Source organism: Blautia sp. 1001283B150304_161114_C9 (assembly GCF_015668165.1).
GTDB lineage: Bacteria > Bacillota > Clostridia > Lachnospirales > Lachnospiraceae > Blautia_A > Blautia_A wexlerae.
Genome location: NZ_JADPGO010000032.1, coordinates 1 through 26,555, shown reverse-complemented (window position 1 = coordinate 26,555; position 26,555 = coordinate 1). Strand labels below are relative to the sequence as shown.

At 48.8% G+C, this 26,555-nt stretch carries 29 protein-coding genes and 3 pseudogenes; 4 read left to right on the top strand and 28 right to left on the bottom strand.

Annotated elements, in window-relative coordinates; translation table 11 throughout:
* Positions 1-2: 2 nt before the first annotated feature.
* The 9 genes from I4V44_RS14220 to I4V44_RS14175 form a co-directional block, all read right to left on the bottom strand.
* Complete coding sequence (locus I4V44_RS14220; RefSeq protein WP_008703822.1) at positions 3-215, bottom strand: helix-turn-helix domain-containing protein; 213 nt, start codon at positions 213-215, stop codon at positions 3-5.
* A gap of 158 nt (positions 216-373) precedes the next feature.
* A complete protein-coding gene (locus I4V44_RS14215) occupies positions 374-1,564 on the bottom strand; it encodes a CHAP domain-containing protein (protein WP_008703824.1) in 1,191 nt (396 codons plus the stop codon).
* On the bottom strand, positions 1,542-1,748 hold the full coding sequence (locus I4V44_RS14210) for a hypothetical protein (RefSeq protein WP_012744284.1): 207 nt from the start codon (positions 1,746-1,748) through the stop codon (positions 1,542-1,544). Before I4V44_RS14210 ends, I4V44_RS14215 begins: the two co-directional genes overlap by 23 nt.
* A 299-nt stretch (positions 1,749-2,047) precedes the next feature.
* Complete coding sequence (locus I4V44_RS14205; protein ID WP_196002868.1) at positions 2,048-4,804, bottom strand: YodL domain-containing protein; 2,757 nt, start codon at positions 4,802-4,804, stop codon at positions 2,048-2,050.
* Positions 4,805-4,884: 80 nt separating this feature from the next.
* On the bottom strand, positions 4,885-6,339 hold the full coding sequence (locus tag I4V44_RS14200) for an N-terminal phage integrase SAM-like domain-containing protein (RefSeq protein ID WP_243280286.1): 1,455 nt from the start codon (positions 6,337-6,339) through the stop codon (positions 4,885-4,887).
* A gap of 71 nt (positions 6,340-6,410) precedes the next feature.
* Positions 6,411-6,641: a DNA-binding protein gene (locus I4V44_RS14190; RefSeq protein ID WP_119244980.1), complete on the bottom strand. Its 231-nt coding sequence runs from the start codon at positions 6,639-6,641 to the stop codon at positions 6,411-6,413.
* Positions 6,634-7,056, bottom strand: coding sequence for a type II toxin-antitoxin system PemK/MazF family toxin (locus I4V44_RS14185; RefSeq protein WP_119244981.1), 423 nt, complete (start codon positions 7,054-7,056; stop codon positions 6,634-6,636). Before I4V44_RS14185 ends, I4V44_RS14190 begins: the two co-directional genes overlap by 8 nt.
* Positions 7,057-8,024: 968 nt before the next feature.
* Positions 8,025-8,537, bottom strand: coding sequence for a ferritin (locus I4V44_RS14180; protein WP_119244993.1), 513 nt, complete (start codon positions 8,535-8,537; stop codon positions 8,025-8,027).
* Entirely contained in the window at positions 8,524-8,709 is a 186-nt protein-coding gene (locus tag I4V44_RS14175) for a transcriptional repressor (protein ID WP_243280285.1), read from the bottom strand. Before I4V44_RS14175 ends, I4V44_RS14180 begins: the two co-directional genes overlap by 14 nt.
* 196 nt (positions 8,710-8,905) lie before the next feature.
* On the opposite strand from I4V44_RS14175, the gene I4V44_RS14170 reads away from it, so the two are divergent.
* From I4V44_RS14170 to I4V44_RS17665, 3 genes are read left to right on the top strand one after another with little or no spacing between them, the layout of a single operon-like run.
* Entirely contained in the window at positions 8,906-9,328 is a 423-nt protein-coding gene (locus I4V44_RS14170; RefSeq protein ID WP_196002867.1) for a rhodanese-like domain-containing protein, read from the top strand.
* A gap of 2 nt (positions 9,329-9,330) precedes the next feature.
* Complete coding sequence (locus I4V44_RS14165) at positions 9,331-9,747, top strand: Rrf2 family transcriptional regulator (protein ID WP_119244994.1); 417 nt, start codon at positions 9,331-9,333, stop codon at positions 9,745-9,747.
* A gap of 12 nt (positions 9,748-9,759) precedes the next feature.
* Positions 9,760-9,894 (top strand): thioredoxin family protein, encoded by a 135-nt coding sequence (locus tag I4V44_RS17665; RefSeq protein ID WP_243009406.1) that lies wholly within the window; start codon positions 9,760-9,762, stop codon positions 9,892-9,894.
* A 448-nt stretch (positions 9,895-10,342) separates the two neighbouring features.
* On the opposite strand, the gene I4V44_RS14155 is transcribed toward I4V44_RS17665, so the two are convergent.
* The 16 genes and pseudogenes from I4V44_RS14155 to I4V44_RS14080 all read right to left on the bottom strand — a co-directional run.
* Positions 10,343-11,524, bottom strand: a complete 1,182-nt coding sequence (locus I4V44_RS14155; RefSeq protein WP_119244983.1) for an FprA family A-type flavoprotein — start codon at positions 11,522-11,524, stop codon at positions 10,343-10,345.
* Positions 11,525-11,543: 19 nt separating this feature from the next.
* Entirely contained in the window at positions 11,544-12,161 is a 618-nt protein-coding gene (locus I4V44_RS14150; RefSeq protein WP_196002866.1) for a hypothetical protein, read from the bottom strand.
* 14 nt (positions 12,162-12,175) lie between these two features.
* A complete protein-coding gene (gene trxA / locus I4V44_RS14145) occupies positions 12,176-12,499 on the bottom strand; it encodes a thioredoxin (RefSeq protein ID WP_055200381.1) in 324 nt (107 codons plus the stop codon).
* A 27-nt stretch (positions 12,500-12,526) separates the two neighbouring features.
* Positions 12,527-13,570 carry a ribonucleotide-diphosphate reductase subunit beta gene (locus tag I4V44_RS14140; RefSeq protein WP_196002865.1) on the bottom strand — a complete coding sequence of 348 codons (1,044 nt, stop codon included), beginning with the start codon at positions 13,568-13,570 and terminating at the stop codon, positions 12,527-12,529.
* Between the two features lie 10 nt (positions 13,571-13,580).
* On the bottom strand, positions 13,581-16,097 hold the full coding sequence (locus tag I4V44_RS14135) for a ribonucleoside-diphosphate reductase subunit alpha (RefSeq protein ID WP_196002864.1): 2,517 nt from the start codon (positions 16,095-16,097) through the stop codon (positions 13,581-13,583).
* 26 nt (positions 16,098-16,123) lie between these two features.
* Positions 16,124-16,628, bottom strand: a pseudogene (locus I4V44_RS14130) (acyl-CoA dehydrogenase family protein); the annotation flags it as partial.
* A gap of 22 nt (positions 16,629-16,650) precedes the next feature.
* On the bottom strand, positions 16,651-17,082 hold the full coding sequence (locus I4V44_RS14125; protein WP_119244985.1) for an RrF2 family transcriptional regulator: 432 nt from the start codon (positions 17,080-17,082) through the stop codon (positions 16,651-16,653).
* 361 nt (positions 17,083-17,443) lie between these two features.
* Positions 17,444-18,109 carry a GTP pyrophosphokinase gene (locus I4V44_RS14120; protein WP_243280284.1) on the bottom strand — a complete coding sequence of 222 codons (666 nt, stop codon included), beginning with the start codon at positions 18,107-18,109 and terminating at the stop codon, positions 17,444-17,446.
* Positions 18,106-19,787 (bottom strand): annotated as a pseudogene (locus tag I4V44_RS18345) (FAD-dependent oxidoreductase). Before I4V44_RS18345 ends, I4V44_RS14120 begins: the two are co-directional and overlap by 4 nt.
* Complete coding sequence (gene trxA / locus I4V44_RS14110) at positions 19,784-20,104, bottom strand: thioredoxin (protein ID WP_055200394.1); 321 nt, start codon at positions 20,102-20,104, stop codon at positions 19,784-19,786. The pseudogene I4V44_RS18345 and the gene trxA (I4V44_RS14110) overlap by 4 nt, the downstream one beginning before the upstream one ends.
* Positions 20,105-20,129: 25 nt before the next feature.
* Positions 20,130-20,708: a 4Fe-4S binding protein gene (locus I4V44_RS14105; protein ID WP_119244986.1), complete on the bottom strand. Its 579-nt coding sequence runs from the start codon at positions 20,706-20,708 to the stop codon at positions 20,130-20,132.
* Entirely contained in the window at positions 20,705-20,908 is a 204-nt protein-coding gene (locus tag I4V44_RS14100) for a 4Fe-4S binding protein (RefSeq protein ID WP_055200398.1), read from the bottom strand. The genes I4V44_RS14105 and I4V44_RS14100 overlap by 4 nt, the downstream gene beginning before the upstream one ends.
* 12 nt (positions 20,909-20,920) lie before the next feature.
* Positions 20,921-21,166: a ferredoxin-thioredoxin reductase catalytic domain-containing protein gene (locus I4V44_RS14095; RefSeq protein ID WP_119244987.1), complete on the bottom strand. Its 246-nt coding sequence runs from the start codon at positions 21,164-21,166 to the stop codon at positions 20,921-20,923.
* Between the two features lie 124 nt (positions 21,167-21,290).
* Complete coding sequence (locus I4V44_RS14090) at positions 21,291-21,449, bottom strand: rubredoxin (RefSeq protein ID WP_055200402.1); 159 nt, start codon at positions 21,447-21,449, stop codon at positions 21,291-21,293.
* Between the two features lie 177 nt (positions 21,450-21,626).
* The gene (locus I4V44_RS14085) at positions 21,627-22,808 is read right to left on the bottom strand and encodes an iron-containing alcohol dehydrogenase (RefSeq protein ID WP_055200404.1); all 1,182 of its coding nucleotides are present in this window, start codon (positions 22,806-22,808) and stop codon (positions 21,627-21,629) included.
* Positions 22,809-23,128: 320 nt separating this feature from the next.
* A pseudogene (locus tag I4V44_RS14080) lies at positions 23,129-23,365 on the bottom strand (EamA family transporter); the annotation flags it as partial.
* Between the two features lie 159 nt (positions 23,366-23,524).
* Between I4V44_RS14080 and I4V44_RS17795 the strand changes: the two are divergent.
* Complete coding sequence (locus I4V44_RS17795) at positions 23,525-23,656, top strand: hypothetical protein (protein ID WP_271724938.1); 132 nt, start codon at positions 23,525-23,527, stop codon at positions 23,654-23,656.
* A 389-nt stretch (positions 23,657-24,045) separates the two neighbouring features.
* Here the strand turns inward: I4V44_RS17795 and I4V44_RS14075 are convergent, their stop codons facing one another.
* The 3 genes from I4V44_RS14075 to I4V44_RS14065 form a co-directional block, all read right to left on the bottom strand.
* A complete protein-coding gene (locus tag I4V44_RS14075) occupies positions 24,046-24,228 on the bottom strand; it encodes a hypothetical protein (protein ID WP_119244989.1) in 183 nt (60 codons plus the stop codon).
* A 567-nt stretch (positions 24,229-24,795) separates the two neighbouring features.
* Positions 24,796-25,836 (bottom strand): 5'-3' exonuclease, encoded by a 1,041-nt coding sequence (locus I4V44_RS14070; protein WP_119244990.1) that lies wholly within the window; start codon positions 25,834-25,836, stop codon positions 24,796-24,798.
* 288 nt (positions 25,837-26,124) lie between these two features.
* Positions 26,125-26,346 carry a hypothetical protein gene (locus I4V44_RS14065; RefSeq protein ID WP_119244991.1) on the bottom strand — a complete coding sequence of 74 codons (222 nt, stop codon included), beginning with the start codon at positions 26,344-26,346 and terminating at the stop codon, positions 26,125-26,127.
* Positions 26,347-26,555 lie beyond the last annotated feature (209 nt).

Here is a 26,555-nt window from a genome sequence, read left to right as displayed (position 1 = left end):
TCCTACACCTCATTTTCGGGTACGGCTTCCATTATGTCGCCAAAATCACACTCTAAGTATTCGCATATATTCAACAGCACGGGAAGGGTAACATTTTCATTTTTTCCGAGTTTCGCAAATGTACTTTTGCTTGCCCCGACCGCTTCTCGTAATTGACTCTTTTTCATTCCCTTGTCAATCAGAAGTTTCCAAAGTTTGTTGTACCGTACTTTCATTTCCGCACCTCCACCCAAATATAGTTTGTATTATAGCACTTTGAGAGTGAAATCGCAATTATTAAGTCTGTATTTTGAGACTTTTAGTTTTCAAACCGGCACAATATCTTTCTGATATGTAATCCAACCGCCTGCAAAATGCAGGCGGCTTGTGTATTTTAATAGGCAGGTGCGCCGTAGCCAAGAATCTCGTAATAACCGATAGAATACTCATTGACTCGGCAACTGTCGCCGGAGTTGCCCTCGACCGTATAAACCTTGCCGTTTTCGACCTTTTGAACAATACCCGTATGGTCGGATAATCCATCCTGACCACTTTCGTCTGCCCAATCGAAGAAAATAATCATTCCGGGGGCAGGCTCGGCGCTGCCATCCAGCCATTGTCCACGATCCTTAAACCATTGTACTCCGTTGACACAGCCTGCATATTTTGGGATAACTCCAGCGTCGATATAGCCGCACTCGTTGGCACACCAAGATACAAAGCAAGCACACCATTCTACACGGGAGTTAAAACCGTACCACGACCAATACGGCTGACCGCCCACATTGCCAACCAGAGAGAGTGCAACGGTCACGATCTGTCCGTCGCCGCCTGTAATGCCGTAAAGCACCTGTGACCAAAGGTAATTGTTTTCATCTGCAAGCAGTTCAGCGAGGTAGCCTTTCTGTTCTTCGTTAAAACCATATTGCGCCGCCATTTCCTCGGCAGTCTTGTGGCTGACGGTAATATACAGATAGGTTTGTGTGACCGTGCTTTCAGTTTCCACGATATTACCGTGTCCGTCATCGGTTTCGGTAATAACTGTTTCGGTCTTGCTCTCTGTTCGGGAAGATATTTGATTCATCTCCCAAAAGATGTCTTTTAAGAGTTGCTTTTTGCCATCGTCCATTGTGGCAACCTCTTGGGGGTTATCTTGATCCGTATTCGTTTTTACAGAGTAAACGGCAAGCACCTCTTTCCAAACGGCTCTGCTGCCACTCATTTCAAGAACATCATAGGATACCGAGTTCTTTTCCTCTTGCAGCTTGGTATCGTATTCGGTATTGATTTCCTGCACAACGGTCTGCATACTCATTCCAGTGCCGGAATCTTCGTCTGAGAAGAAAATGCCAAATACTGAGCCGAGGATCATACCAATCAGGCAAATCACGATAATAACCAAAACCGCCACCCAGCCGCCTGCGGCGATAGCGGCAATCAAGGCTTTCGTTCCGGCAATAATCGCTTTAATGGCAAGTGCGGTCGCTTTGGCAATCGCCTTTACCGTAACCACGGCGGCTTTTGCCGCAGCCCTTGCCGCTTGTGCTGCTCTCTGTGCAGTTTTAACCGTAATGATTGAATCCACCTAAAAATCCTGGATTGCTATGCCCCCGCTTATGCCCCTTGTCATCATAATGGTTTAAACCGCCAAAGAATCCTGGTCGACTCTCACCTACTTTATGCCCGTTATTGTCATAATGATTCATACCACCAAAAAAGGAAGGCGAACTATGTCCGATTTTCTTTCCATTTGCATCATAGTCGTTCATACCACCAAAGAATCCTGGTCTGCTCTCGCCTACTTTTTTCCGTTTGCATCATAATGGTTTATGGATCCAAAGAATCCTGGTCTGCTATATCCTTTTTTACTCATAATGTCACCCTCCTGACTCTATTAGCCTCTTGTTTGATCTCAGAATAACACACTTTTCTCATTTGGAAGTCGCATAACAGGCGACATTCTTTTATCGCATTTACATTCATTATACCATTTATAATTCTTCCGACAATACGCAATAAAGCCGGAAGCCACGTTATCATCCATGACCTCCGACTCGTTCTGCTTATTCTACACTGTCCTTACACCCAAATCAACTCCTCTCTCCGTTTTATCTTTTCCCTGCTTTTCTTGAATAATCCTCTTATTGATCTCAAGCCGTTCATGAATGGATAATTTCTTATCTTTTCCATCTACCGCCTGCTTCTGCTGTGCCGGTTTTCTATCTGTTTTTCCTACATCCTTAACAACTTCATTCGCTTCGGTACTTGTTACCCTCTCATCTGCTCTTCCTTCATATCTTTCTGCTATCTGCTGTTCTCGTCTCTCCTTCACACCTTTTTCCTCCAGATTGCAAAAACTCTGCAGATACGGAAGCACATGATTCTGCATGTCTGTCAGATCTTCCATATACTTTTGGAACTCTTCACTTCCTTTGCCTTTCTGGTAATTGATCCAATACTCATCTGTAAGCTTCATTTCATTATCATACTTCAACTGACTCACAATACCGCCATGTCCATTTCCAATATCCATTGACTTCTTAAAATGATGCAGCATCTGTTCACCTTTTTCCGCATAATATACAGTCACATATATCTTTGCAATTTTTGTAGGTTCCTCTGTCTTCGGATCACGTTTTGCATACCATTCTTTATCCATTTCTGCTGTTTTTGCATCCAGCTCAGACAGCTTCTGACATCTTGGATTCATGAGATCACTTTCTTCACAATAGTTTACATACACCATTGGTTCCATATCCTTTGGAAGTTCAGGTTCATAGGCTTTCAGTCTTTCAATCAATACTCCTGCACGAACAGACAGATCGCATTCTTCGTCTACAATATCCTTCAGATATGAAATATAGGAATGAATATTTCCACTTCTCAAATCCAGCATTACTTCCTGCACCGTATTTTCTCCCCTCTCCACATTATCTCGATACTCATACGGATCAAAAGCTTCTGCAATCTCATCCAGTGCCTCTGCCAGCTGTTCTGTGGTCATTTTCTCAGGATACATTGCTTCTCGAACATCCCTCATCGGTACATACTTGTAGTCCGGCAATGCTTCATGAATTTTCTCGATCCCTTCCCGTACCAGTGCAAGTTCTCCATAAAATCGAACATCATCCATCAGATTTCCGAATACGGTATTCCCTTTAACGATCGCAAATTCGGCTTCATCATAGTAACTGTCTTCCGGATCACGATAAATAATTCCCATGGTACATCCCAGATACGCAGTTTTGGGATTCTCCCTATATTTTTCATAGACTGCAGCTATCTGATTAACATCGGTACTTTTTTCATAAGCTCCCATATCATGGAACTCATCACATTCTGTGGCAAAATATTCCAGATAAGGTTCTTTCTTCGGTGGCATATTGTTGAGGACATTATCAATCATGTTGTAATTCGCCTCTTCCAGTTCCTCCACCTTTGCCAAAGGCTTATATTCGCCCTGGCTTTTCTGAATCTCTGCCATGACAACCTCATCCATTTCTTCTACCTTTTCCATCAACTGATCATAATCCCCACGAATGCGTTCCCCAGTCCAGCCTTCGTCTTCCAGAAGTTCCTCTACCGCTTCTTCAATAGAAATTTCATCATTTTCATAGACGCCACCATCCATCAGACGGAAATCTTCATCGTAAAAGGAATAATCGTATCCTTCTTCTGTCCTCTGAATAGCAAAATAACGTTCTCCTACCTCATATGCCAATTCGTCAAGAACCTGTTCTTCCAGATTCAGAAAAGAATCCAGCTGTTCAAAACTGATACTGTCTACAAAATGAGCGGTTACTTTTTCTCCGTCATTCAGAACTACGATATCACTGACAGACAGTGAATGTCCTCGAAAGTCTTTCGGTCTGTCAATGTTGAATCTTTCAAAAATATCATCCAGTGACATATTTCCCAGTAATTCGCCAACATAGACCAGCTTATAATCTTCTTTTTTTATCTGCATACCATGACTTTCAATAAAACTCATATTCATAAATGCATAGTTTTCGCCCGGTGAATCGTCCTTGATCTGATAAATACCAAAGGTTCGCCTTGTTCCTAACAACAAGTTTGCCTCTTTCAAAGACTGAATCTGTGGATATTTCTGCATTTCCCATTCCAGGTTACGGAAACGCTCCCGTTCTGCCATGGACATCTGATAATGCTCCGGTCCTCGTTCGATTTCCATGCGTTCCGTGACATAGATTGGTGACGAAAAATTAGTAATCAGATAAATATCTGCTCCGGCATCGTATAATTTCAGTGCTTCTTCCTGCTCAATGACACTCATAGGCTCCTGAAATGCTCCAAAATCTTCATCGGTATAATCCAGATCCTGATCCCTTATCCGTTCCCACATCTGTAATTCCATGCCAAACAGACCTTCATGCGCCTGTATCATTTCTTTACTTGCATACTCTCCCTTGTCGCCATCGCTGCCCAGGCAATAAATTTTAGAACCCATTCTGTGATAATCCAAAGCTGCTTCTTTTCTAAGCGGCACCATGTCTTCTGCTGTATATCCATAATCACGTAATTCCAGCTTACCTATGGTTGGATCTGGTAGGTCCTGAATATCCATTTTTGCATCATCCAGAAGTTCCTCTACTTTATCTTCATCTGCCTGATTGATTGCATCTGTCAGATTTCTTACCAACGTCCTTACTTTCTCTTCCCCGCCAATCAGATTTGCATATTCAAAAATCTGTTCCTTTACATCCGATGGAATCTCTATTCCCATGTGTTCTGCACGATCTATCTGTTCCTGCGTATATTCCTGCATTTTCTGCGTTTCTTTTCCTGTTATCATATTTCTCGCCATTCAAATTCCTCCTGTGTTCTAAAAAATGGCATAACCGGCAGAACCTTCTTCTACCAAATTATGCCATCTTTCCTGTTTATTTATTCCAGACCGAAGTCCCGTTTTCTGGTTTCCCTGCCAGTTTCACTTTCCCGCTGGCTTTTTTCTTTATAAATCTGCAATTTCTCATGGATAGAACCATGTGCCGGTCTTTCTTCTTTCTCTTTTGATTCTGGCTGCTCTGCTTCTGTATCTTCCCTTTCATCCATATTGAGAAGCGCATTTAACTCTGACAACCGCTCCAGTTTCTGGTTCAGTTCCTCTTCTTTTGGGAATGGCTTTCCAACTTCCGCTTTCGCATTTGCCAGCTGCTCCTGTACCGTTTCCAGCCGTTGTTCTGCTTCTGCCAGTCTCTCCGGATAGCTTTCCAAAAGATTATTGATACGAGTGATATTTCCCAGGGCATCTGCCCCCAACCGAACTTTAGCTACCGATTCATGCTTTACAGACAGGATAAACTCTTTGCTCCAGCTGTCGAATTGGATTCTCATGTTGAATCCCTGATAGCTTCCAATGTCCATAGCTGCATCTACAGACTTAATGTCTTTGCAGACCGCCAGAAGTGCCGCACCTGTCTCTTTTTTTTCTGTGAACACTTTTCCACTGATTTCCATAGAAAACTGCTCTGGATCTGTGATTTTATGCTCAGAAAAGTGTGCGATGTCTGCCTTGTATCTGTCAATGATCTCTGTCAGTTTTGCGATCTGTTGCGGAAAATTCCTTGCAATATCATCTTCCAGTCGGTACTGGTTATTCATATGGTTCGCTTTTAAAAGTTTCAACTTTGCTACGTCCACATCCAATGCCATCTTCTCTTTTACTGCCGGATTTCCGGTTGCAAGTGCTTTGACCTCCGCATAGGAAAGTGCAGCTTCATCCACATCTTCGCAGCTTCGGACAGGTGCTTTGCTGGTCATGATCTGGGAGATGAATTTCTGCTTATTCTCGATCAACTGCCACATATAACTGTCGAATGTGGATTCTGTTACATACCGTAAGATATATTGTGTAATACTTTCCGCTAATTCTTCCATTTTCTTATCATCAATGATCTTGCTCTCCATTGCTGCCGTAAAAATACACTTATATATAACGTTCACCGATTTGTACACGGATGCCGACTTTTTTGATGCCACCAGCAGTGCCAGGCGAATGTCATCTGCTGTTACATCTCCCATATGCATATCGCCCAATGGCTTAATGATGTAGTTCTTCACTTTCGATGTATAGTCAATCAGCGTTGTCATCCTGATCTGTGCCGACTGCATCAGCAGCCATTTCTCGCAATACTCCTCCACTGTAGGTGTACTGCGGCGATACGTCTTGTTCTCAATCTGCTGGATCGCTTCCTGTTCCTTCTGGTACAGTTCCTCTCTCGTTCTTGCATATAAAGAAACCCGCCACCTCTGCTGATCTGTTACACGGGTGCGATAATACTGCGTTCCCTTCATACTCACCGTACCATAATCGGGAAGCATCATTCTTCTTGCCGCCATATCATTACCTCCAATCCTGTTGTTGCTTTCATTATTGCGGATTCATCGTCCATACTCAACGATGTCGATTTTCACCGCCGAAAGCTTCGAGGTTTGCGATATGTCGCAGCACGTTCCATCGGTTTTGCACGGTGCGTACATTTTGCAATATACTCCTGAATCCTCACTTCCGTGAAATAAACGCAGCCGTTTTCCACATACTGAACATAGGAGATCAAACCGTCTGTTCTTGCAGCATCCAGTGTTTTTACGCTGATTCCCAGTATACTGGCTGCTTCCTTCCTTGTAATCAGTTTATCCATCGCCTTCTTCGCCTGCCTTTCGGCATTTGCCCTGTCTTTTTTTCTCTGCCTGTTCCGGAATGTAATAACCAAGCTGAATCCTTACAGCTTCGTCAATCCCACGCATCTGCCCCTTACTTACCCACCCAATATAGCGAATCACGCATATCTTGTCGCAGGTGTCGAGCTGTTCTGCCAATACCATAGACGGTTTTGCCAGTCCCTTTGCTTTACGGAGAAAGAAATGCGTTGGCTGCTTTCGCTTCTTCTCAATTTTCGATGTCAGCGGAGCAATCGTGATCGTCGGCGCATAATAATTGCCGACATCATTCTGAAGAACCACAACAGGACGAACACCGCCCTGCTTTGATCCGACCGGAACACCGAGATTGGCAAGATATAAATCACCTCGCCGATAAACCCAGTTTTCTTTCATTTGCTGTTGTCTCCAATCTCCATACACTGATATGGATAAAGCCTGCCAGGTATTATGCTGATACAGCACCCAGCAGTGCTTTCTGAAAATATGGTTTCTCTGTACTTTTTTCTTATCACCCCAGAGATGTAGGATTTCTCACAGGCGGCAGTGTGCTTCACTGCTCCATTGGAATTTAACCATCCCGCCTTCCTTATAGCCGGACCGCGAATTACGGAAGTATCATTGTCCCTGTCTGGCTTTAACACCGCCGCCGGTTGCAATCCGGCATTTGCTTCTGCGAAACCGCTATCGCCCCGATGGGCTTCATGGCGTGCAGTCGAAGGCTCGACCAAATAGGAATGTACCTGAAGAATGAGTATTCAGTTTTCAAGGGACATCCGGACTTTCGTCCTTACAAAGTAAGTTTAACAAGAATCCTCCGGTTTCGCGTTGGCCTCGTAGGCGCACTTTGGTTGTCCTTGCAGGACTACATACGGTTCGTTTTGATTTTTTCAGTGTCCTATGCTGTCGGATTGGGGCAAAAAAATACCTCGTTGGTTTCCCAACGAGGCATCGAAGACGATTCTATTCTGTTTTCTGTAAACTGGTACCCGTTTATCTCCTGGTGACCATTTGAGTCACGGCTAATGTATCAAAAAAGCAACGCTCATCTCAGCAAATCAGACAAAGGATTCAAAGTGCCACTAAATTTTCCCGTGCAGGCATCTGTCCCGCCGCTCTCTGGCGTATTCCAGCAGTGATTGCACACCGGACAAAGCGCCTCGCCCCTTGTCCCATGCACGCCACAACAATACCGGCGCACCATGAGGGTAACGGTTTCGATCTCCTTTTCCTTGTTCAAGTTCTGAAGTCCTTTCTGTTTTATACATAGTTAGTATTAACTAACCGTCTGGTGGAAGAAAAGGCAGACCACCTGTATGCAGTCTGCCTTTTGCCTGATGCTAAAGTCCGCAGACACGCGGGGCTTACAGCACCAGCGAGGGCGCGGTGTAGACCCGTGCCTTCAGCTCGCTGTTTAGCATATACAACCCCTTGCTGTCACCGCCGAACAGCTCCATCTTGGTAATGAGGTCAGCGGCGTTCTTCTCCTCCTCGCCCTGTTCCCTGATGAACCAGTCCAGCATCTGCATGGTGCGGAAGTCCCTGACCTCGTATGCGGCGGCGTAGATGGCATCGATGCTGGCGGTGACCAGCTTCTCGTGCTCCAGTGCCTTTTTCAGCGGGGTCATGTTGTCGCCTCGTTCCCACTCCGGCTTTGCGATAGCCTCAAAGGTGACGCCCTCGCCGTTATTCTGCAAATACTGATAAAACAGCATGGCGTGATCCCGTTCCTCCTGCGCCTGTACCCGATACCAGTTCTCAAAGCCGTCCAGTCCGACGGCGGCGTAGTAGTTGGCAAAGTCCAGATACAGATAGGCGGAGTAGAACTCCTTATTGATCTGCTCGTTGAGCAGCTTAGATACGTTAGCGTTCATGATACTTCTCCTCCATAAGATTGTCTTTTTCCTGCTCCCGGCAGGGGGGCAGATATACCGTACCCAGAGCGATGCTGGGATGCTCCCTTTTCATCTCCAGGAACACCTGCTCCGCCGTAGGATGCTGTTGCAGCTCCGTTACGGCGGCCAATATCTCCTCTGCGTATTTTGGCATACCGCCAATCCTCCAAATGCAAGAATGAGTCTTATTCTTATGCTTTTATTATACCTATATTTTTTTCTCTGTCAACAACCACAAAGGGCTTGTGCTCCAAAAGCTGCCTCGAAGTACCTTGACAGTTTTAACTGTATCTTTTATATTTCAGTATAACCTATATCAGTAGCAAATACAGTTGCGTTGGAGGTTGATTATGCGTCAGATATTACTTTGTGCGGCACTTGCCACCTCGCTTGCGCTGCTGAGCGGCTGCACGCTGTCCAAGACAAAAGCGGACACGGCGGAGGACGCTCCAGGCAAGGCGGCGTATCATAAGATCAGCGCCGAGGAAGCCTATGAGATGATGGTCTCGCAGGAGGTCGTGGTGGTGGATGTCCGCACCCGGGAGGAATACGATGGCGGGCATATTGAAAACGCCGTCCTTGTGCCCAACGAGAGCATCGGGAGCAAAATGCCCGAGACGATGCCCGATAAGGAGGTGACGCTGCTGATCTACTGCCGCAGCGGCCGCCGCAGCAAGGATGCTGCACAAAAGCTGCTGGCGCTGGGGTATCAGAGCGTCTACGACTTCGGCGGCGTCATCGACTGGCCCTACGAGCTTGTGAAGGAGGGATGATTGTGGACAGTTCTTTTAATCTGGCCGTCCATGCGCTGGTCTGCCTGAGCCACAGTGGACGCTCCCTCAGCAGCGAAGCGCAAGCGGAGAACGTCTGCACCAATCCCACCCGCGTCCGCCGGGTGCTGACGGGGCTGAAAAAAGCGGGAATGGTGGAGACCCGGGAGAGCTTGGACGGCGGCTACCGCCTGACGGCAGACCCCGCAACCCTTTCTCTCCGGCAGGTAGCGGAGGCGGTGAATACCCGCTTTGTGGACTGCGCGTGGCACAGCGGCGACATTGACCGGGACTGCGCCATCTGCTCCGGCATGGCGGGCGTGATAGATGCGCTTTACCGGAGCATGAATGAGGAATGCGCCGCCTATCTCTCGCACATTACGATCACGGATATTGAAAAACAGCTTTTCACACAGAAATAGGAGGATTTTACGATGCTTACCATTACGACCAACAGCTTTGAGAATGACGTCCTGCACGCGGACAAGCCCGAGCTGGTGGATTTCTGGGCCCAGTGGTGCCCCTACTGCCGCCGTATTGCCCCGGCCTTCGACAAAGTGGGGGAGTAGTACGCCGACACGCTCATCGCTGGCAAAATCAACTACGACGAGGAGCCGCAGCTCATCGAGCGTTTCGGCATCGACACCATCCCCACGCTGATGCTCTTTAAGAGCGGCTAGGTGATCGGCTCTGCGGTTGCGCCCGGCTCCAAAGCCGCCATTGAGACATTTATCCGGGAAACGCTGGCGCAGTGAGGGCGTGGCTATGGAGCAGATCTATGATACGCTTCCATGTAGCACTTCGTGTCTCCTTAGAAACCGAGGGCAACGGTCAAAGCCATCCGTTTGCTCCATGGTCAAAATGCAAAAAGCGCAGCCGCAGAGAACATCTGCGGCTGCACTTCGATCCATTTTCAAAGCTTCGGCATCACTCAACGCTATATTGTTGTCTAAATAAATCAGCGACGATATTTTGCTTTTGAGGCATCGGGCGGACAGACGAAGTCAGACTCGCCGCCTACTCCGCGCAGAGCTCCGCCACCAGAGCGTCCATCTGCGCTTCGCTGGTTTGGTTCAGTGCGCCGCGCAGCGATACATCTGTTTCACACAGTCGGAGTTCCTTCATCTTTTCCAACTCGGCGCGCATCAGCCGCGCGGCAGCAGGGGCCCATGAGCCGTTTTCCATGAGGCCGATCCGGCGGTTTCGGAATCCCTTTGTCTGTAAATGATCCAAAAAGGCCTTCATGGGCGGGAACAGTCCTCCGTCATAAGTGGAGCAGGCCAACACCAGTTTCCCACAGTAGAATGCGCTGGTCACGGCATAGGAAAGTTCTGTTGCCGTCAGATCGCACATGGTGACTTGCGCACCTTTACCCTCCAGCTTGCTCTTGAGGGCCTCCGATGCATATGCGGTATTTCCATGGATGGATGCGTGAGCGATCAGGATGCCCTCCGGTTTTTCCGGTTTCCATTGTGACCAGAGATCATAGAGCCGCAGATACTCCCCCAAGTCTTCTGTGAGCATGGGGCCATGGAGCGGGCAGATCGTTTTGATCTCCAACGCGGAGATTTTTTTCAGCAGCGCCTGCACCTGTGCGCCATACTTTCCGACGATGTTGTAATAATACCGCCGGGCCTGCGGCGCCCAGGGGGCACGGGCAGTCCGTTCCAGTGAACCGAAGCGGCCGAAGGCATCCGCCGAGAACAGGATCTTTTCCTCCTCTTCATACGCTGCCATCACCTCCGGCCAGTGTACCATCGGCGCCAGCAGAAAGCTCAGTCGGTGCAAACCCAAGGAAAGCGTATCTCTTTCGCCAACCTCCAGCATACGGTCTTCCGGCAATGCACCTGTGCCGAAGAACTGCTTGATCAGGGTAAATGTTTTCGCGTTTCCCACGATCTTCATCTCCGGGTACTTTTGTGCCAGCCGCATGAGGCTGCCGGAATGGTCCGGCTCCATGTGTGTGACCACAAGATAGTCGGGGCTGCGCCCCTCCAACACCCGCGCCACATTGGAAAGCCATTCTTCCGCCGCCCGTGCGTCCACGCTGTCCATCACGGCAATCTTCTCATCCAGAATGACATAGGAGTTGTAGCTCACTCCCATAGGCTGGACGGGGTACTGGTTTTCAAAGAGTGCCAATGTGTTATCATCCACCCCTACATAGCGGATGGCATCTGTTACCGTTTGAATGGTCATAATACAAAACAACTCCTTATCATCTGTTCAAGACCTGCATCTCCGGGTTCTTCTCCCCGAATTTCTCGCGCAGCGCACTGCAGATATCCTCCCGGGACTTGCCCTGCTTCTCACCGTTTTTAATGAGCTTGTACGCCTGAAACAGCGCAGAGGGGCCGATCTCGCTGCTGAAAAAACCGATGCCCTGATTCCATGCCAGCAGCTCGAACACGTCGTCCAACGCGGCGCTCTCCACACCGTGGATATATGCCTTTACCAGCTCCCGCGCCGCCTGCCTCATCCGGCCCGCACCGACAGCGTTGGTCAGGGACAGCAGCAGCAGCAGCGTTTCGTAGGGCAGTACGCGCTTCTCGCTCTGCCATGTGGTCTCCCAAAAATCCACGGCGATCTGCCCCAGCTTTTCATCAATCATGGGATAGTTCAAAAGATCCAGCGGCTTGAAGGGAGCGGAGCTGTCGCCTGCATTCTTCTCCACACGGCAGAACCAGACATGGAACTCCGCCTCACTCCGCTGCTCGGTGTGGTGCTCGTAGCCCAAGCCCTCCATGACAGCGTACAGTGAATGCGGCTCAAAGGTCTGGATGATGTGTAATCCTTCGCCCACCACAATCATATCATAAACATGATTGTTGTTCATATCTGAACCCTCCGTTATTTCGCCAAGGCTTCCTGAATGAAACGGTCGATCTCCGCCTTTGAGCCGGGCGCGGTGATGGAACCCACGGCCTTTCCGTTCCGGAACAGCACCAGAGTCGGGATGACCTTGATCCCCTCGGCCCCCGCCAACTGCGGCTCCTCGTCAATATTGATCTTGCCGACGGCAAGGCTGTCCGCGTATTCCTCTCCAATCTTCTCATACGCAGGGCCGATCCTCCGGCAATAGCTGCACCAGGGCGCCCAGAAATCCACCAAAACAGGCTTTTCCTCCCGGATCAACTGCTTAAACTGCTCCTGATTCATGTTCATAGCTGCCATATCTGCCAGCTCCTTTCCTTTGTTTTCTTATAAATCGTCTATTAGTGCGGTACTCTTGGCGTAAGCGGTACTGCGTGCCTCAAAGAAATCGGTCTTGACCATGTTGGCGTCGGCGTACTGGCTGACCCATTCCATGCTCTCCGGTTCGCTCTCAAAGCCCGGATACAATGCCGGATAGCCAAGGCTCGTCCAGCGAAGATTGCCGAGATAGCGGATGTAATCGCTGATCATCTGCCGGTTCAACCCCGGGATGTCGTCGCCGATCACATAATGCCCCCATGCGATCTCCTGCTCCACGCCCTCATGCATCATCTCGCGCAGCGCTTGTACGCTCTCAGCGGTGAACAACTCCGGCTGCTCCTTTTGCAGCTCTGTGATGATATTGCGGAACAGCCACAAGTGCGTGTTCTCATCGCGGTTGATGTAGCGAATCTCCTGCGCCGAGCCGGGCATCTTCCCGTTTCGGGAGAGATTGTAGAAGAACATAAAGCCGCTGTAAAAATAGATGCCCTCCAAAATATAGTTCGCCATCATCACGCGCAGCAGCGAAGGAGCGTCCTTCCGCTCCTGAAACTCGTTGTAGCAGTCCCCAATGAAGGTGTTGCGGCGTAGCAGATGCTCGTCCGTTTTCCATTGGTAGAGGATGTCATTGCGCTCCACGGGGGAACAGATGGTGTCGAGCATATAGCTGTAGCTCTGTGAGTGGACACACTCCTGAAACGCCTGAATGGACAGGCAGAGATTGACCTCGTTGGCGGTAATGTAGGCGCCGATATTAGGCAGGTTCGCTGTCTGAATGGAATCCAAAAAGACAAGAAAACTCAAAATTTTATCGTAGGCGCTGCGCTCGGCTGACAACAGGCGGGGATAGTCCTTCACATCCTGCGAGAGATTGATCTCCTCAGGGATCCAAAAGTTGTTCATGGCCTGCCGGTACCAGTCGCTGACCCAAACGTACTTCATATTGTTGAAGTCGTTGAGGTTGGTGGTATTGCCGCCGATCATGCGCCGCAGGCGCACATCAAGGTCGCCCTCCGGGTTAAAAAGGGACTTTTTCTTCAGTTCCGTCATGCTATCCTCCTTATGACGAGCAGCTTTCGCAGTCCTCGACCTCAAGGGCCTTGCTGCGGACATAGTAAATGGTCTTGGCGCCGACCCTCCACGCCTCTAAATACAGTCTGAGCACCTGACGCATGGAATAGTCATTGGTGATATAGAGATTCATGCTCTGCGCCTGGTCAATATGTCTCTGGCGAAGGCCCGCGGCGCGCACCGACCAGCTTTGGTCGATCAGATGCGCCGCCTTATAGTACCACCATGTATCCATAGAAAGCTCCGGGGCAACGCGGGGCAGCATGCTGCCCTTTTTCTCCTCTAAGAAGAATTTCTTCATAATTGGATCGATGCCTGCTGACGTGCCGGAGAGGATAGATGTGCTGGAGGTCGGTGCGACCGCCAGCAAATAGGCGTTGCGCATTCCCTGCACCGCCACCTTTTCCGCAAGCGCCTGCCACTTTTCGGAGGTATAACCCCGCTTTTCAAAATACGCGCCCGTCTGCCAGTCGCTGCCCTCAAAGAGTGCGTAACGACCCTTTTCCCGTGCCAGTGCTGCGTCCGCCTTGACGGCGGCGTAGTTGATGTGCTCGAACACCGCGTCGGTGAAGGCAAGGTGCTCCTCGCTCTCCCAACGGATGCCGCGCTTTGCCAGCATGTGGTGGTAGCCGCTGACGCCCAGGCCGATGCTGCGGTACTTCTGATTGGTAAGCCGCGCGTATTCCAACGGGTAGAAGTTGAGGTCGATTACATTATCCAGTGCGCGGATGGCCGTTTCCACCGTGCGTTCCATATAGGCCTCGTCCTCCACCGGCAGATTACCGAGAGACAGACTCGCCAGGTTGCAGACCACAAACTCACCTGGGCGTGTGGCCGTCACCACCACTGTGTTGCCGCTCTCCGTGTGCACCTCAGTGCTGATATGCTCGATGGGCGCCATGTTCTGCGCGATCTCCGTGCAGAGATTGGAGCAATAGATCATTCCCGTGTGGCCGTTTGGGTTCATACGATTTACGCTGTCGCGGTTGAAGGCGAAGGGCGTGCCGGTCTCAACTGCCGAGCGAAGCACCAGCCGCACGATGTCCTTGACGGTGACGCTACGCTTTTCGATGCGCGGGTCATTGACGCAGTCCAGATACCGCTTCTCCCATTCCGTACCCCAGTAATCCTCCAGTGCGTAGCCCTTGACCGTGAGGATCTCATGCGGACACATGAGATGCCACGGCGCGTCTATGTTCTCCTCCGCCAGTCGCCAGAAGAGATCCGGATAGCACACGGCGGGAAACACATCATGCGCCTTCATGCGGTCGTCGCCGTTGTTAGTGCGCAGTTGAAGGAATTCCGGCAGATCCCGGTGCCATGCGTCTAAGTAAACCGCCACAGCGCCCTGCCGCATCCCCAACTGATCCACCGCCACGGCGGTGTCGTTGACCAGCCGGATCCAGCGGATAACACCGCCCGCCGCCCCTTGAAAGCCGCGGATGGTGCTGCCTGCAGCGCGCACCTTACCGAAGTACATCCCCATTCCACCGCCGAATTTAGAGACCTTTGCGAAGTTGTCCAGCGAGCGGTAGATGCCGTCCAGACTGTCCGGCACAGTGTCCACAAAGCAGCTTGAAAGCTGATGGTAGGGCTTTCGCGCGTTAGACATGGTAGGTGTCGCCATCGTGACCTCCATACGGCTGAGCATATCGTAAAAGCGCTTTACCCACCCCATGCGGTCAGAGCCTTCGTTCATAGCAAGATGCAGCGCGATACCCAAAAACATCTCCTGCGGTGTTTCCAGCGGCACGCGGCTGCGTGACTGGATCACATAGCGTTTGAGCAGCAGGTCAAGGCCGGAGTAGGTGAACAGCTCGTCCCGTTCCGGGCAGAGAAAGTCCTCCGCCATGGCAATCTCCTCGTGGGTATAGTGGGCAAGGATATAGTCACCGTAGAGTCCCTTATCCGTCAGATAGCGAAGCTTGCCATAGAGGTCGCCGACGCCGCGCCCCTCCCATTCCTGTGCGTTGCGACAGCGAAAGGAGTGGTTCAGAATCCGCGCCGCGATGAACTCCCACTTGGGTGCCTCTGCCGTAGTCAGCTCTACCGCCGCCTTGGTCAGTGCCTCAGCCCGCTCATCCTCCGTCATGCCCGGGCGACAGAAACTCTCAAACTTCATTTGAAGCGCCGCGAGGGAGTAGACTTCCTCGGTAAAATCCATCTGGATGCGGCGCAGCACCTCGTCAAGCGAGTCATCCCCAACCGTCCGCGCGATGGTATGCCGGACACGGCGCAGCGCAGACCGCTTTTCTCGGTAGAGGATGTACGCCTTGGCCACCTCATAGTGTCCGCGCTCCATGAGCGTTCGCTCCACCTCGTCCTGCACACGTTCCACGGTGAGCGGCACTGTGACGGAGAGATTGTCGAGAACGGTGGCGAGGATCTCATCCAGCTCTCTGCTCCCGATCTCCTTGCCCTGTTCGTCAAACGCCTTTTTCATGGCGTTGAAAATTTTCTCCTGTTGAAAGGGAACAGACTCCCCGTTTCGTTTTCTTATCTCCATTTCGATTCTCTCCTCTTCTCCGGTCACTTGCCTAATAGGTTTTCCATGGGGACCTTCACGTCGTTGAAGATCAGCTCCGCCGTAGAGGAGGAGCGAATGCCCATCTTGTCATAGTTGTCGCCGAACTCAAAGCCCTTCCAGCCCTTCTCCACGATGAAAGCGGAGATGCCCCGGGTGCCGATGTCCGGCGTGATGATGGCGAAAACCACATAGGTGTCCGCCTTAGGGGCGTTGGTAATGAAAATCTTGCCGCCGTTGAGGAGGTAGTAGTCCCCCTTATCCAGCGCCGTGGTCTCCGTGCCGCCGTCCACACGGGCCAGCTCCTCGACCGCGATGGCGTAGCTCAGGGCATCAAGACCGGCACCGCCGTACTCCTTGGGGTAGGGAATGCCCATCCAGCCCAGCTTCCCCAGCTTCTTGACAGTCTTCTTGGGAAACTCATTGTTCTGATCCATTAAAAATGCGAGGGGATTGATCTCCTCCTCCGCAAAACTCCGGATCTTCGTGCACCGCCGTGGTTTGAAACAGCATACGGGTACCTCCTCTTAAAATTTTACAGTTCGCTTGTATCTTGGAGATCGTATCCTCCGGTCAGCAGCCTGCGCAGGCTCACGGCGCGGAACGCCTCGTCCTGCTTTCGCTGCAAGGCCGCCAGCTGATAGTGGATGGCGCACCGCCCGTGCTCGTTCTGCCAGCGGCACTCATATCCCGGCTCCATGCAGGCACGCAGGACGCCCCGCTCCCCCATGACCCCCATGAGATCGTAGAGGGAGGTCGCGTCCGGGTCACAGGACAGCGCGCAGCCGCCGAGGGCGCCGCGGCTCACCCGCACCAAATTGCCGGCGGAGAGCTTGCGCAGGATCTGGTAGGCAAACTGAGTGGGGATCAATTCCGTTTTCGAAATCTCAGCCACCGAATGCTTCTCCCCGTCCAGCAGCACCCGCAAAATGCGCATCGCGTAGTCCGTCTCTTTGGTAATGATCATGCTCCGCATCCTCTTTTCGCTTGCTTGTTAGTGCCATCATATCAATCTTGATAAATTTTGTCAAGATAATTTCAAAAAAAATTAGCGCTTTAACACAGACCGCCCCAGCCCGGGTCAGCTTCGCTTTCCATTCAGCGAAAAGCCATGTTCCTTACAATTATAGAAGCCGAAAAAGCTGTGCCGTGGCAGTCCGCCGAAAGCAGAAAAGACTATGACTGAAAACCCGAAAGCGGAGAAATTGGTTGGGGCTCGCAGGGGTCGCCCGCCCAGGGCGGATGAGACGATCCCTGACAAGCCTAAGCCGTCCAACCGAAACAAGCAATAAAGTGCGTACTTTTCATTTTATATTCGACGCATTATGTTAAGATGTGCAGTAGATGCTCCATTTTGCTGCCCATTCTCTGCTGGAATCGGCGCACTCTTTCAGTTCAGTTTCGACTTCAGCATTTATCGGCAAGTTTTTCTTATAGCGGATGGTATGCTCAAGGCTTGCCCAGAAGTCCATAGCGATTGTACGGAGTTGTATCTCCACCGACACATGGATCTCTTTTTCCGCAAAGAATACCGGCAGCCGGATCGTCAAGTGCAGACTGCGATAGCCATTTGGCTTAGGGTGTGAAATATAATCTTTCTCCGTGATGATTTCAATGTCGGACTGTTTTTTTAAGCACTTTGCCAAAAAGAACACATCCTCCTCGAAAGAGCAGATCACCCGCACACCGGCAATATCCATGATATTTGCCTGCATGGTCGGAAAATCCAGAGAAAGTCCGCGCTTCTGCATTTTATTCATAATGCTGGACGGCGACTTCAAGCGGCTTTTTATACTTTCTATCGGATTGCGATCATGCTGCAATGAAAACTCTTCGTTTAGAATTTCCAACCTGCTTTCCAGTGCTTTCAGCGCACATCGGTATTGCAGCATGACTTCCTGATACCTGCGATTTTCGCTTAAAAGGCGCTGGCACTGCAAATCATCTAAGCCTTTATCTGCCGCAACCGTCAAGCCAAATAAATTCTCACTCATAGCTTCTCCATTCCGCAGGGATAGGCGCTCCGCGCTGTCTGCCGCTCTTGTGTTACGACTTGATAAAAAATGTATCCGCCGGAGAGATGGGAACAGGTGAAACCGTACTGCGTCAAAAGTCGGCAGGCCAGATAACTGCGAAGCCCTGTCTGGCAATTCACATAAACAGGCTTACCCCGGTCTAACTCGTCTAAATGCTCCCGCAGATCGTCCAAGGGAATGTTCCGAAAGCCGTCCAGATGACCCCGCTGATACTCCCACGCCGTGCGGACGTCCAGCAGCGTCGCACTGCCATCGCAAGGCAAGTCCTCAACATCATTCCAATGGAACTGCCGTACCTTCCCGCTCTCTAAATCCTCGATCATAAAACCGGACATATTGACCGGGTCTTTGGCAGAAGAATAGGGCGGTGCATAGGAAAGGTCAAGCTCCGTCAGTTCCAGAGCTGTCATTTTTGCGCGAATGGCCGTTGCCAGTACATCAATGCGCTTGTCCACACCGTCGCCGCCAACGATCTGCGCACCGAGCAGCCGCAGGCTTTCTTTTTCATACAGCACCTTCATTACCATAGACTGTGCACCGGGATAATAGGCCGCGTGGGATGCCGGGAACAATACGACTTTGTCGTAAGCAATCCCTGCTACCCGCGCTGTCTTTTCATTGATCCCCGTAAAGGCCGCTGTCAAGCCAAACAGTTTCAGAACAGACGAGCCTTGAGAGCCGTGATAGCGGCTGTTTCCGCCGCAGATATTGTCAGCAGCAATGCGTCCCTGCTTGTTGGCGGGTCCGCCAGCGAAATCAGCACTTTCTGTCCGGTCACGAAATGGGTAACCTCTACGGCATCGCCCACAGCATAGATGTACGGCACGGAGGTTTCCATCCGCTCGTTGACAGCGATACTGCCACGAATACCAAGCCTGAGTCCGGCTTCTTTTGCCAAATGCGTATCCGGGGTAACACCGATGGCCAGCAGCACCATATCCGAATGCAGTGGTTCACTTTCTTCCAACAGTGTCAGCACGGAATCTCCGTCCTGTCGGAATCCGGTGACGGTTTCACCCAACCGCAGAGCCACGCCGTGTCTGCGCATTTCCGCATGGACAAAACTCGCCATATCCGCATCCAGCGGCGCTAAAAGCTGCTTGGGACGCTGGACGATGGTGACGAAAACACCCATTTCTGCAAGGTTTTCCGCCATTTCCAGACCGATAAAGCCGCCGCCAGCCAAAAGCTTCTGATCCTCAACAAAGCGCCTGATGCGGAGGGTATCCTCCACGGTGCGCAGCGTGAAAACACGCTCACTGCTGACACCGGAAAGCGCGGGAACCGTTGGCTTTGCGCCGGGGGCAAGAAGCAGCTTGTCATAGGTTTCCGTGTAGACCTTCCCACTGTCCAGTGCACGGACGGTGACGGTTTTCTCTGCGGGAATGATCTCAGTTACTTCCTGCCGTACTCGTACATCAATGCGAAAGCGATCCCAAAAGCTCTCCGGAGTTTGCAGCGTCAGTTCTGCTTGCTCTTTGATCACACCGCCCACATAATACGGCAGGTCGCAGTTGGCATAGGACACATAGCCGCTGCGCTCGATCATGATGATCTGCGCGTGTTCATCCAAACGGCGGATGCGGGCAGCGGCCGAAGCACCACCCGCCACACCGCCTACGATCACAACTTTCATCTTGCGCTCTCCACCATTGCGGCGATCTCCGACTTAGGCCGATAGCCCACCGACTTGGCGACGGCTTTTCCGTCCTTGAAAACGACCAGCATCGGAATGCTGGATACCTGAAAACGCATTGCCAGCTCCATCTGCTCGTCTACATTGATCTTGCCCACCTTGAGGGCACCGCTTTTTTCTTCGGCAAGCTCATGCAGTATAGGAGAGAGCATTTTGCACGGTCCGCACCAGTCCGCGTAGAAATCCAGCAAAACGGGTTTGTCGGAATGCAGTACCTCGTTTTCAAAATTCGCAGCAGTAATTTTCAGTTCAGTCATGAGAATGACTCCTTTCGTTGATCTTTTATGATTCTTTGTTTTTCAGCTTGCAAATACCCTGCGTCATGGTTCCCATCGGGCAAAACGCACACCATGTCCGGGGCTTGTAGAGAACCATAACGATCAGACCCAGCAGCAGAGAGGTCAGCATGAGGCCATATAAGCCAAAGCTGAACTGCGCCACCCAATCAGAGACTGTACCGGCTGTATAAGTCCAGCTCCACGGCACACGGAATGTCCAGAACAGCTTAACGGCCTCCCGCAGGGACGCAGCACCCGCAGCGACCAGATATGTCTGGAACACCATGTTGCCGAACATCGTCAGGAAAAAGAGCAAAAAGCCATAACGGAACCACTTAGAGGACATCCAGCGGGGCGTTGGCTTGCAGCGGGAGCATTTAAGGTCTGTCCCCAGCTTGCTGAACAGTTGACCCCGTCCGCAGAGGTGGTTGCAAAAGAATTTGTTCCCGCCGAAGATGGCTAAGAACAGCGGCAAGAGAAAATCGATCATGCCCAGCCACGCGAACAGGATATTGAAAAAGCCCAGTGCAAAATAGATGATGGCATATACCCACAGGTAATCGTACCAATGCTTTGCTTTCATGCGTCAGCCCTCACTTTCACCTCAATGCAGCCGACGGGACAGAGCTTTGCGCACTTCCCGCAACCTACGCAGCGTTCTTTCTGTACTACCGCATAACAGCCGCAATGCACCTGAACAGCTTCCAGCGGGCAGGTATTTTCGCACACACCGCAGGCAACGCATCGCAGCTTATCTATGACAGCCAGTTTCTTTGACAGCATGATGCTCCTCCTTTACTCCTGCAAGGACTTATAGTAAAGCATACAGTGGCAAAACCCCTCGAAGTCTGGGTCTGCGATCTGCTCCTTGAACTCCTGACATATACATTTGGTTGCCTCTGTGCGCTCTATGCGGCAGGGACAGTATCCGCCGGTGCGCTTGAGTCCCTCCCTGATGGTCTGAACGACCTCTTGATCTGGATTGAGTTTGATTTTCATGTTCGCCACCTCTTTCTTTATCGTGGCTTTATCATACCGCATGGCAAAGCATTTTTCTGTGACGAGGTCACATTACGGAAATTTTTGTACAAACCCAAAAGAGCCGTGAAGCGGTATCTTACATACTGCTTCACGGCTCTTTGTTTATAGGTTTTGTTGTGCTTCCTTACTCAGCCACAGAAAACTGGTCTTTGCCAACTGAACATAAGGGGCATTCAAAATCATCCGGAATATCTTCCCATTTTGTACCCGGTGCAATGCCGCCTTCCGGATAGCCCTTTTCTTCATCGTATTCCCAACCACACACATCACATACATATTTCATAATGAGTTTGTTATATCTAACTTGTTTCAAGTATATTGAACAAATCACATTTCGTCAAGAAATTACTTCAGATGCCAAAAGGGACACATCGGCGATATGTCTCATCTGCCAATGTGCCCTCTTTATTTAATCAAATCAAGCAATTAGTGAAGCGGTTGATTTTATCCGCTTGACTAATTAAAAGTCAACCTCTGTACCATAATATGTGCATGTAAGAAGTTTCTCCATATTTGCAGGATCGATTGCTCTCGGGTTGGAGCCTGTACATGCATCACCAACTGCAAGCTCTGCGATTTTGGCAACTTTTTCTTTAAATTCTTCTTCCTGGATTCCGAAGTCTTTTAATGTCTTTGGAATGTTCAATCTTACATTAAACTCGTCAATCTTCTCGCAGAGGCTGTTGATCAGTGCCTGCTGGCATGTTCCTTCCAGTCCCATTCTTCTTGCAATCTCAGCATAACGTTCTGCTGCTACAGGATCTTTTGCATTGTATTTGATTACATATGGAAGATAAATTGCGTTTGCGCATCCGTGCGGAATATGTCCTGTAGAGAATGCTGCACCTGTCTTATGAGCCATGGAATGTACAATACCAAGCAGTGCATTGGAGAATGCCATTCCTGCCAGACACTGTGCATAATGCATCTGCTCACGTGCTTCCATATTCTTATTATAAGATGCCGGCAGATATGCCAGAACCATCTCGATTGCCTGCAGTGCAAGCGGGTCTGTATACGGACAGTGAAGCGTAGAAACATATGCTTCAATTGCATGTGTTAATGCATCCATACCTGTATATGCTACCTGTTTTACAGGAAGTCCCTCAACCAGTTCCGGATCAACAATTGCTACATCCGGTGTGATGTTGAAATCTGCCAGAGGATATTTAATCCCTGTATGATAGTCTGTGATTACGGAAAAAGCAGTAACTTCTGTAGCAGTTCCTGATGTAGATGGAATTGCTGCAAATTTTGCTTTCTGCCTTAATTCAGGGAAACCAAATGGTGTGATAAGATTTTCAAATTTTGTATCCGGATATTCATAGAATGTCCACATTGCCTTCGCTGCATCGATTGGGGATCCGCCGCCCATCGCTACGATCCAGTCCGGCTGGAATTCCTGCATTATCTTTGCACCTTTCATAACAGTTTCTACTGACGGATCCGGTTCAACACCTTCGATCAGCTGAACTTCCATTCCGCCTTCTTTTAAATAATTAACTGCTTTGTCCAGGAATCCCTGACGTTTCATTGAGCCGCCGCCTACAACAAGAACTGCTTTCTTTCCTTTTAAATTCTTTAATTCTTCGAGACATCCTTTTCCATGGTAAATGTCTCTTGGTAATGTAAATCTTGCCATTGCTGTTATCTCCTTAAAAAATTATGTCTGTTTACATGTTACTGCAGAAGGCATTCACTTCTTCTGTTCGCTTGCATTATATCATTGTTAATTTTATAACGCAATAATTTTTTGAATCATTTTCATTTTTGATATTTTTTATCGTTTTTCCTATATTATCATCATATATTTACTGTTTTTTTATTATATGCTATTACCTTAGTACTATTCTCCTTATATAAATTGTTATATTTTTAACTTTTGTATCATGTAAATATTCGCAATTGAGGCAGATACCCCTTTATATCAGCAAAGCTAATGTTCCTGCAACTATAAGCAGCAGTCCTGATTGCAGTTCCAAGATTTGAATTGACATCCTGAATTCCAATCTTTCCCAAAATAGAGGTAAGACTGGCAAAAACAGCGGAACCGACTGCATAAAGCTGCCACTTCTTATCTTCTGCCTTCTCCTTTGTTTCCTTTTTCTGTATCATCAAATAAGTACCGATACCGATAAGAATCATTGAAACAAATTTCAGCCACGTTATTTCTTCCCTGAGAAAAATAAAAGCCAGCAGTTTCATGGAGTCTGACCCCGAGTATTACCTGACATAAGCGGCAACCTGACCATGCATCCGTCCGGAGAGTGGGGACTGGCCTATTCCTATAGCAATGATACGGAGAAAATAACATTCCAGGATGGCAACATACTCAAAGAACCCTGGATCTTAACCTCAATGGATGATGACAAAACACGAACCGGTATTTTTAAACAAGTCAGTCTGATTAAGATTGGAAATGAACATATTATGGTATATGGATTTCTTGTCGGAGATGATGCCCCCTATAAAATAGCAGTATATGATTAGGATGAAAACCAGCAGCTGCTTCTTGGTCGTGATCCATCCGATGATTCTGCTTCTTTTGGCTACATCACCGTAGTAGCAGAGACAGCAAACGGATATATTGCAACAGATGGAAATGCCAGAATACTCTACTTCTGGTCAAAAGACGGAACTCTTCTCGGTAAAATACAATGCAGTGATATTTTCGGAATCAGATACCCCTGGCTTGAAGATATGAAAGTCGCAGACGATGGTTCTGTAATGCTTCTTATGACACAGAAGCGAGAAGATGAATCCGCAAGTGAATTAATGGTATTCAGGCTTACTGGTTTCTGATACATTGTAAGTGGGTAATCATATTGAGGTCTGCCATTTGCAACATTCTGTCTGTGCAAAAGGCAGACCTCTGACAATTATCCTAACTTTTCGGAAAACAAATCCTTTTTAATTTCTCCCTGTTTATCATAACACCCTTTCCTAGTTCCTGGAAACTTGTCAATCAAAGCCAATAAAATCTGTGGCTCATCTGAAAAAACTGTCATCCAAACAGAGAAAAATCCATCTGAGGTAGCTGTCATTATAATTTGTTCTTTCATATCATTCTGAAACCATTCAGGAGCATCTTTTACATGCCTTACGCCGACAGGGTTACAGAGTTCTGATTGTGGAACGGCATCTTGTATTCTACAAGGTCAACGAATCTCAGCAGAGCGTAAACCATTTACGCTGTTGTGGATGGCTGAATATTCTTGTGCGGGCACCGGATTATTCAGATGGCAGGCGGGAATATCGAAATTTATTATAATAAAAAAACCTCTTTCTATTCTTTTGAAAGAGGTTTTTTAAGTTCAAATATGAAAGACCACAATAAGCTGTTAAGACTTGCAACAACACATGCAAACAGATTTCTGTTGTATTATAATAGAAGATCCATGTATCAAGTAATTAGTTCATTTTGGTCATGAAAGAAGTTCGCTATCGCCAAGCAACAACAAAAAAAGACACCCACAGTTAATTCCGAACCCTGTGAGTGTCCCAAAACGAAAGGAATAATGATGGACGGCTTTTCTTGCTGTCCATATTTGTATTGTAGCAGATACTGCAAGCCGAACAAACTGGTACGAAAAAAATGCTAAGAAAGCTTTACCACTCTCCTTCCCTGATTACAGATTCTCGACTTCCTTGATCAGGCTGGACATCTCATACCGTCCCAGTTCTTCTTTTAGCTTGTCAATGTCCACACAAAGTTTTAAATCCTCAATTCCGCAGCTGATGTCAATATCCCGCTTCATGGTTGCCAGCTTCTCACTTAAGTATACCATCTCCCGGTTTGTCTTTAATGCTTTTAAAGGACTTCTGCCAATCCCCAGGTATTCTTTCCAGAAACCATTCAGCTCTTTTTCCTTTTTTGCAACTCCCTCACAGTCATCGATGGCTGCATAGATCTCATCCAGGGATTTATACTCATCCACCAAAGAGGCCGCCGCGGAAGAAACACCTTTGCATCCCGGTATCCCGTCTCCAGGATCTCCGGTGATTGCCAAAAGTACCGGGATCTGCTGCGGATACACACCTTCTTCTGCATATACGATTTCCGGAGTATACTCAAACACATTTGCCGGAAGGGATTCATATACATCGTTTCCAAAAAGCCCATAAGTTTCCTTGAGCTGTTCCAGCTTATCCTTATTTACCACACGCCACATACGGGTGTATTCACTTACAACCTGGAAATAGTCATGATCCTTGGTAAGTACATAGGTCTGAAGATCCGGTCCCTCAAACTTCTCCACCAGTGAGGCTGCATAGTCATCTGCCTCATAGTCGTCACTCATGAACACGGCACAACCGATCTCCTGAAGAAATTCCTCCATCTGGATAAACTGCTCTTTTAATGGTTTCGCGGTCTCTTTTCGGTTTGCCTTATAGAAGTCCGCTCCAAGCTCCGTCCTTCTGAACGTATCCCTGGTCTTATCAAACACAAAAGCTACATATTCCGGTTTTACCTTCTTATATATCCCAAGTAATGTCCGCAGCATGGTAAACATGGCATTTGTGTATTTCCCATCAGAAGTATGCAGGATCTGTCCGTAATGTTTCTCCTTCTCTTCTTCAGTTTTTGCAAAAAGTATACTTTTGGGAAGATTCCCGTAATAAGACGTAGACAGCATTGATGAGCCGTCTATGATCAGTAATTTGGGCATTTGTTTGTCCTCTTTTCTTTCCGCGGAATGCATATAGATTTCTTGTTTCAGAACATATATGCTTTCTGCAATAATCTTCGATATTATTCTTTGACTTTTTATTCCAAAACACTTCGAGAATCATGACCTAATGTGCTTCCGGAATCTGACTGCTCCTGCACTTTTCAGAAAAAGCACTAAACAATCTTCTATTTTATATCACACAAAGCCATGTTGCTGCAAGTGGGATATTTTCTCACATCATTAATGGCAATGTAATTCTCCGGCATAATGATCTCCCCATATGCTTTAATCCTTTTTCTCACTCAGTTTTCGATCGTATATATCTGCGCCACCAATACCGCTTCCGCAGCTCATCACATAACAGACATTCTTCGCCCCGACAAATTCTGTCTGTCCGATCCAGTCAGAAACCACATGCGGGATTCTCCATGCATAAGTCGGTACCACCACTACCAGATTCTCTCCTGTCTTAACAGACCCGGTATCGCCCGATTTGATCCCTTTCATTCATACAAATCAGTTTTTCCTGCAGGCTGCCGGCAATCCTCTCTGCTATATACTTGCTGTTTCCTGTTCCTGAAAAAGTAAATAACCATGACACATCCTCCTTACATCCAAAAGATACCACATCCGAACAGGTTTCTCAATATCCGCGGAAGCCCTGCTCCAGTATCATTGATCTGTTTTCCATCAAACTCACCATATACAGAAAGTCA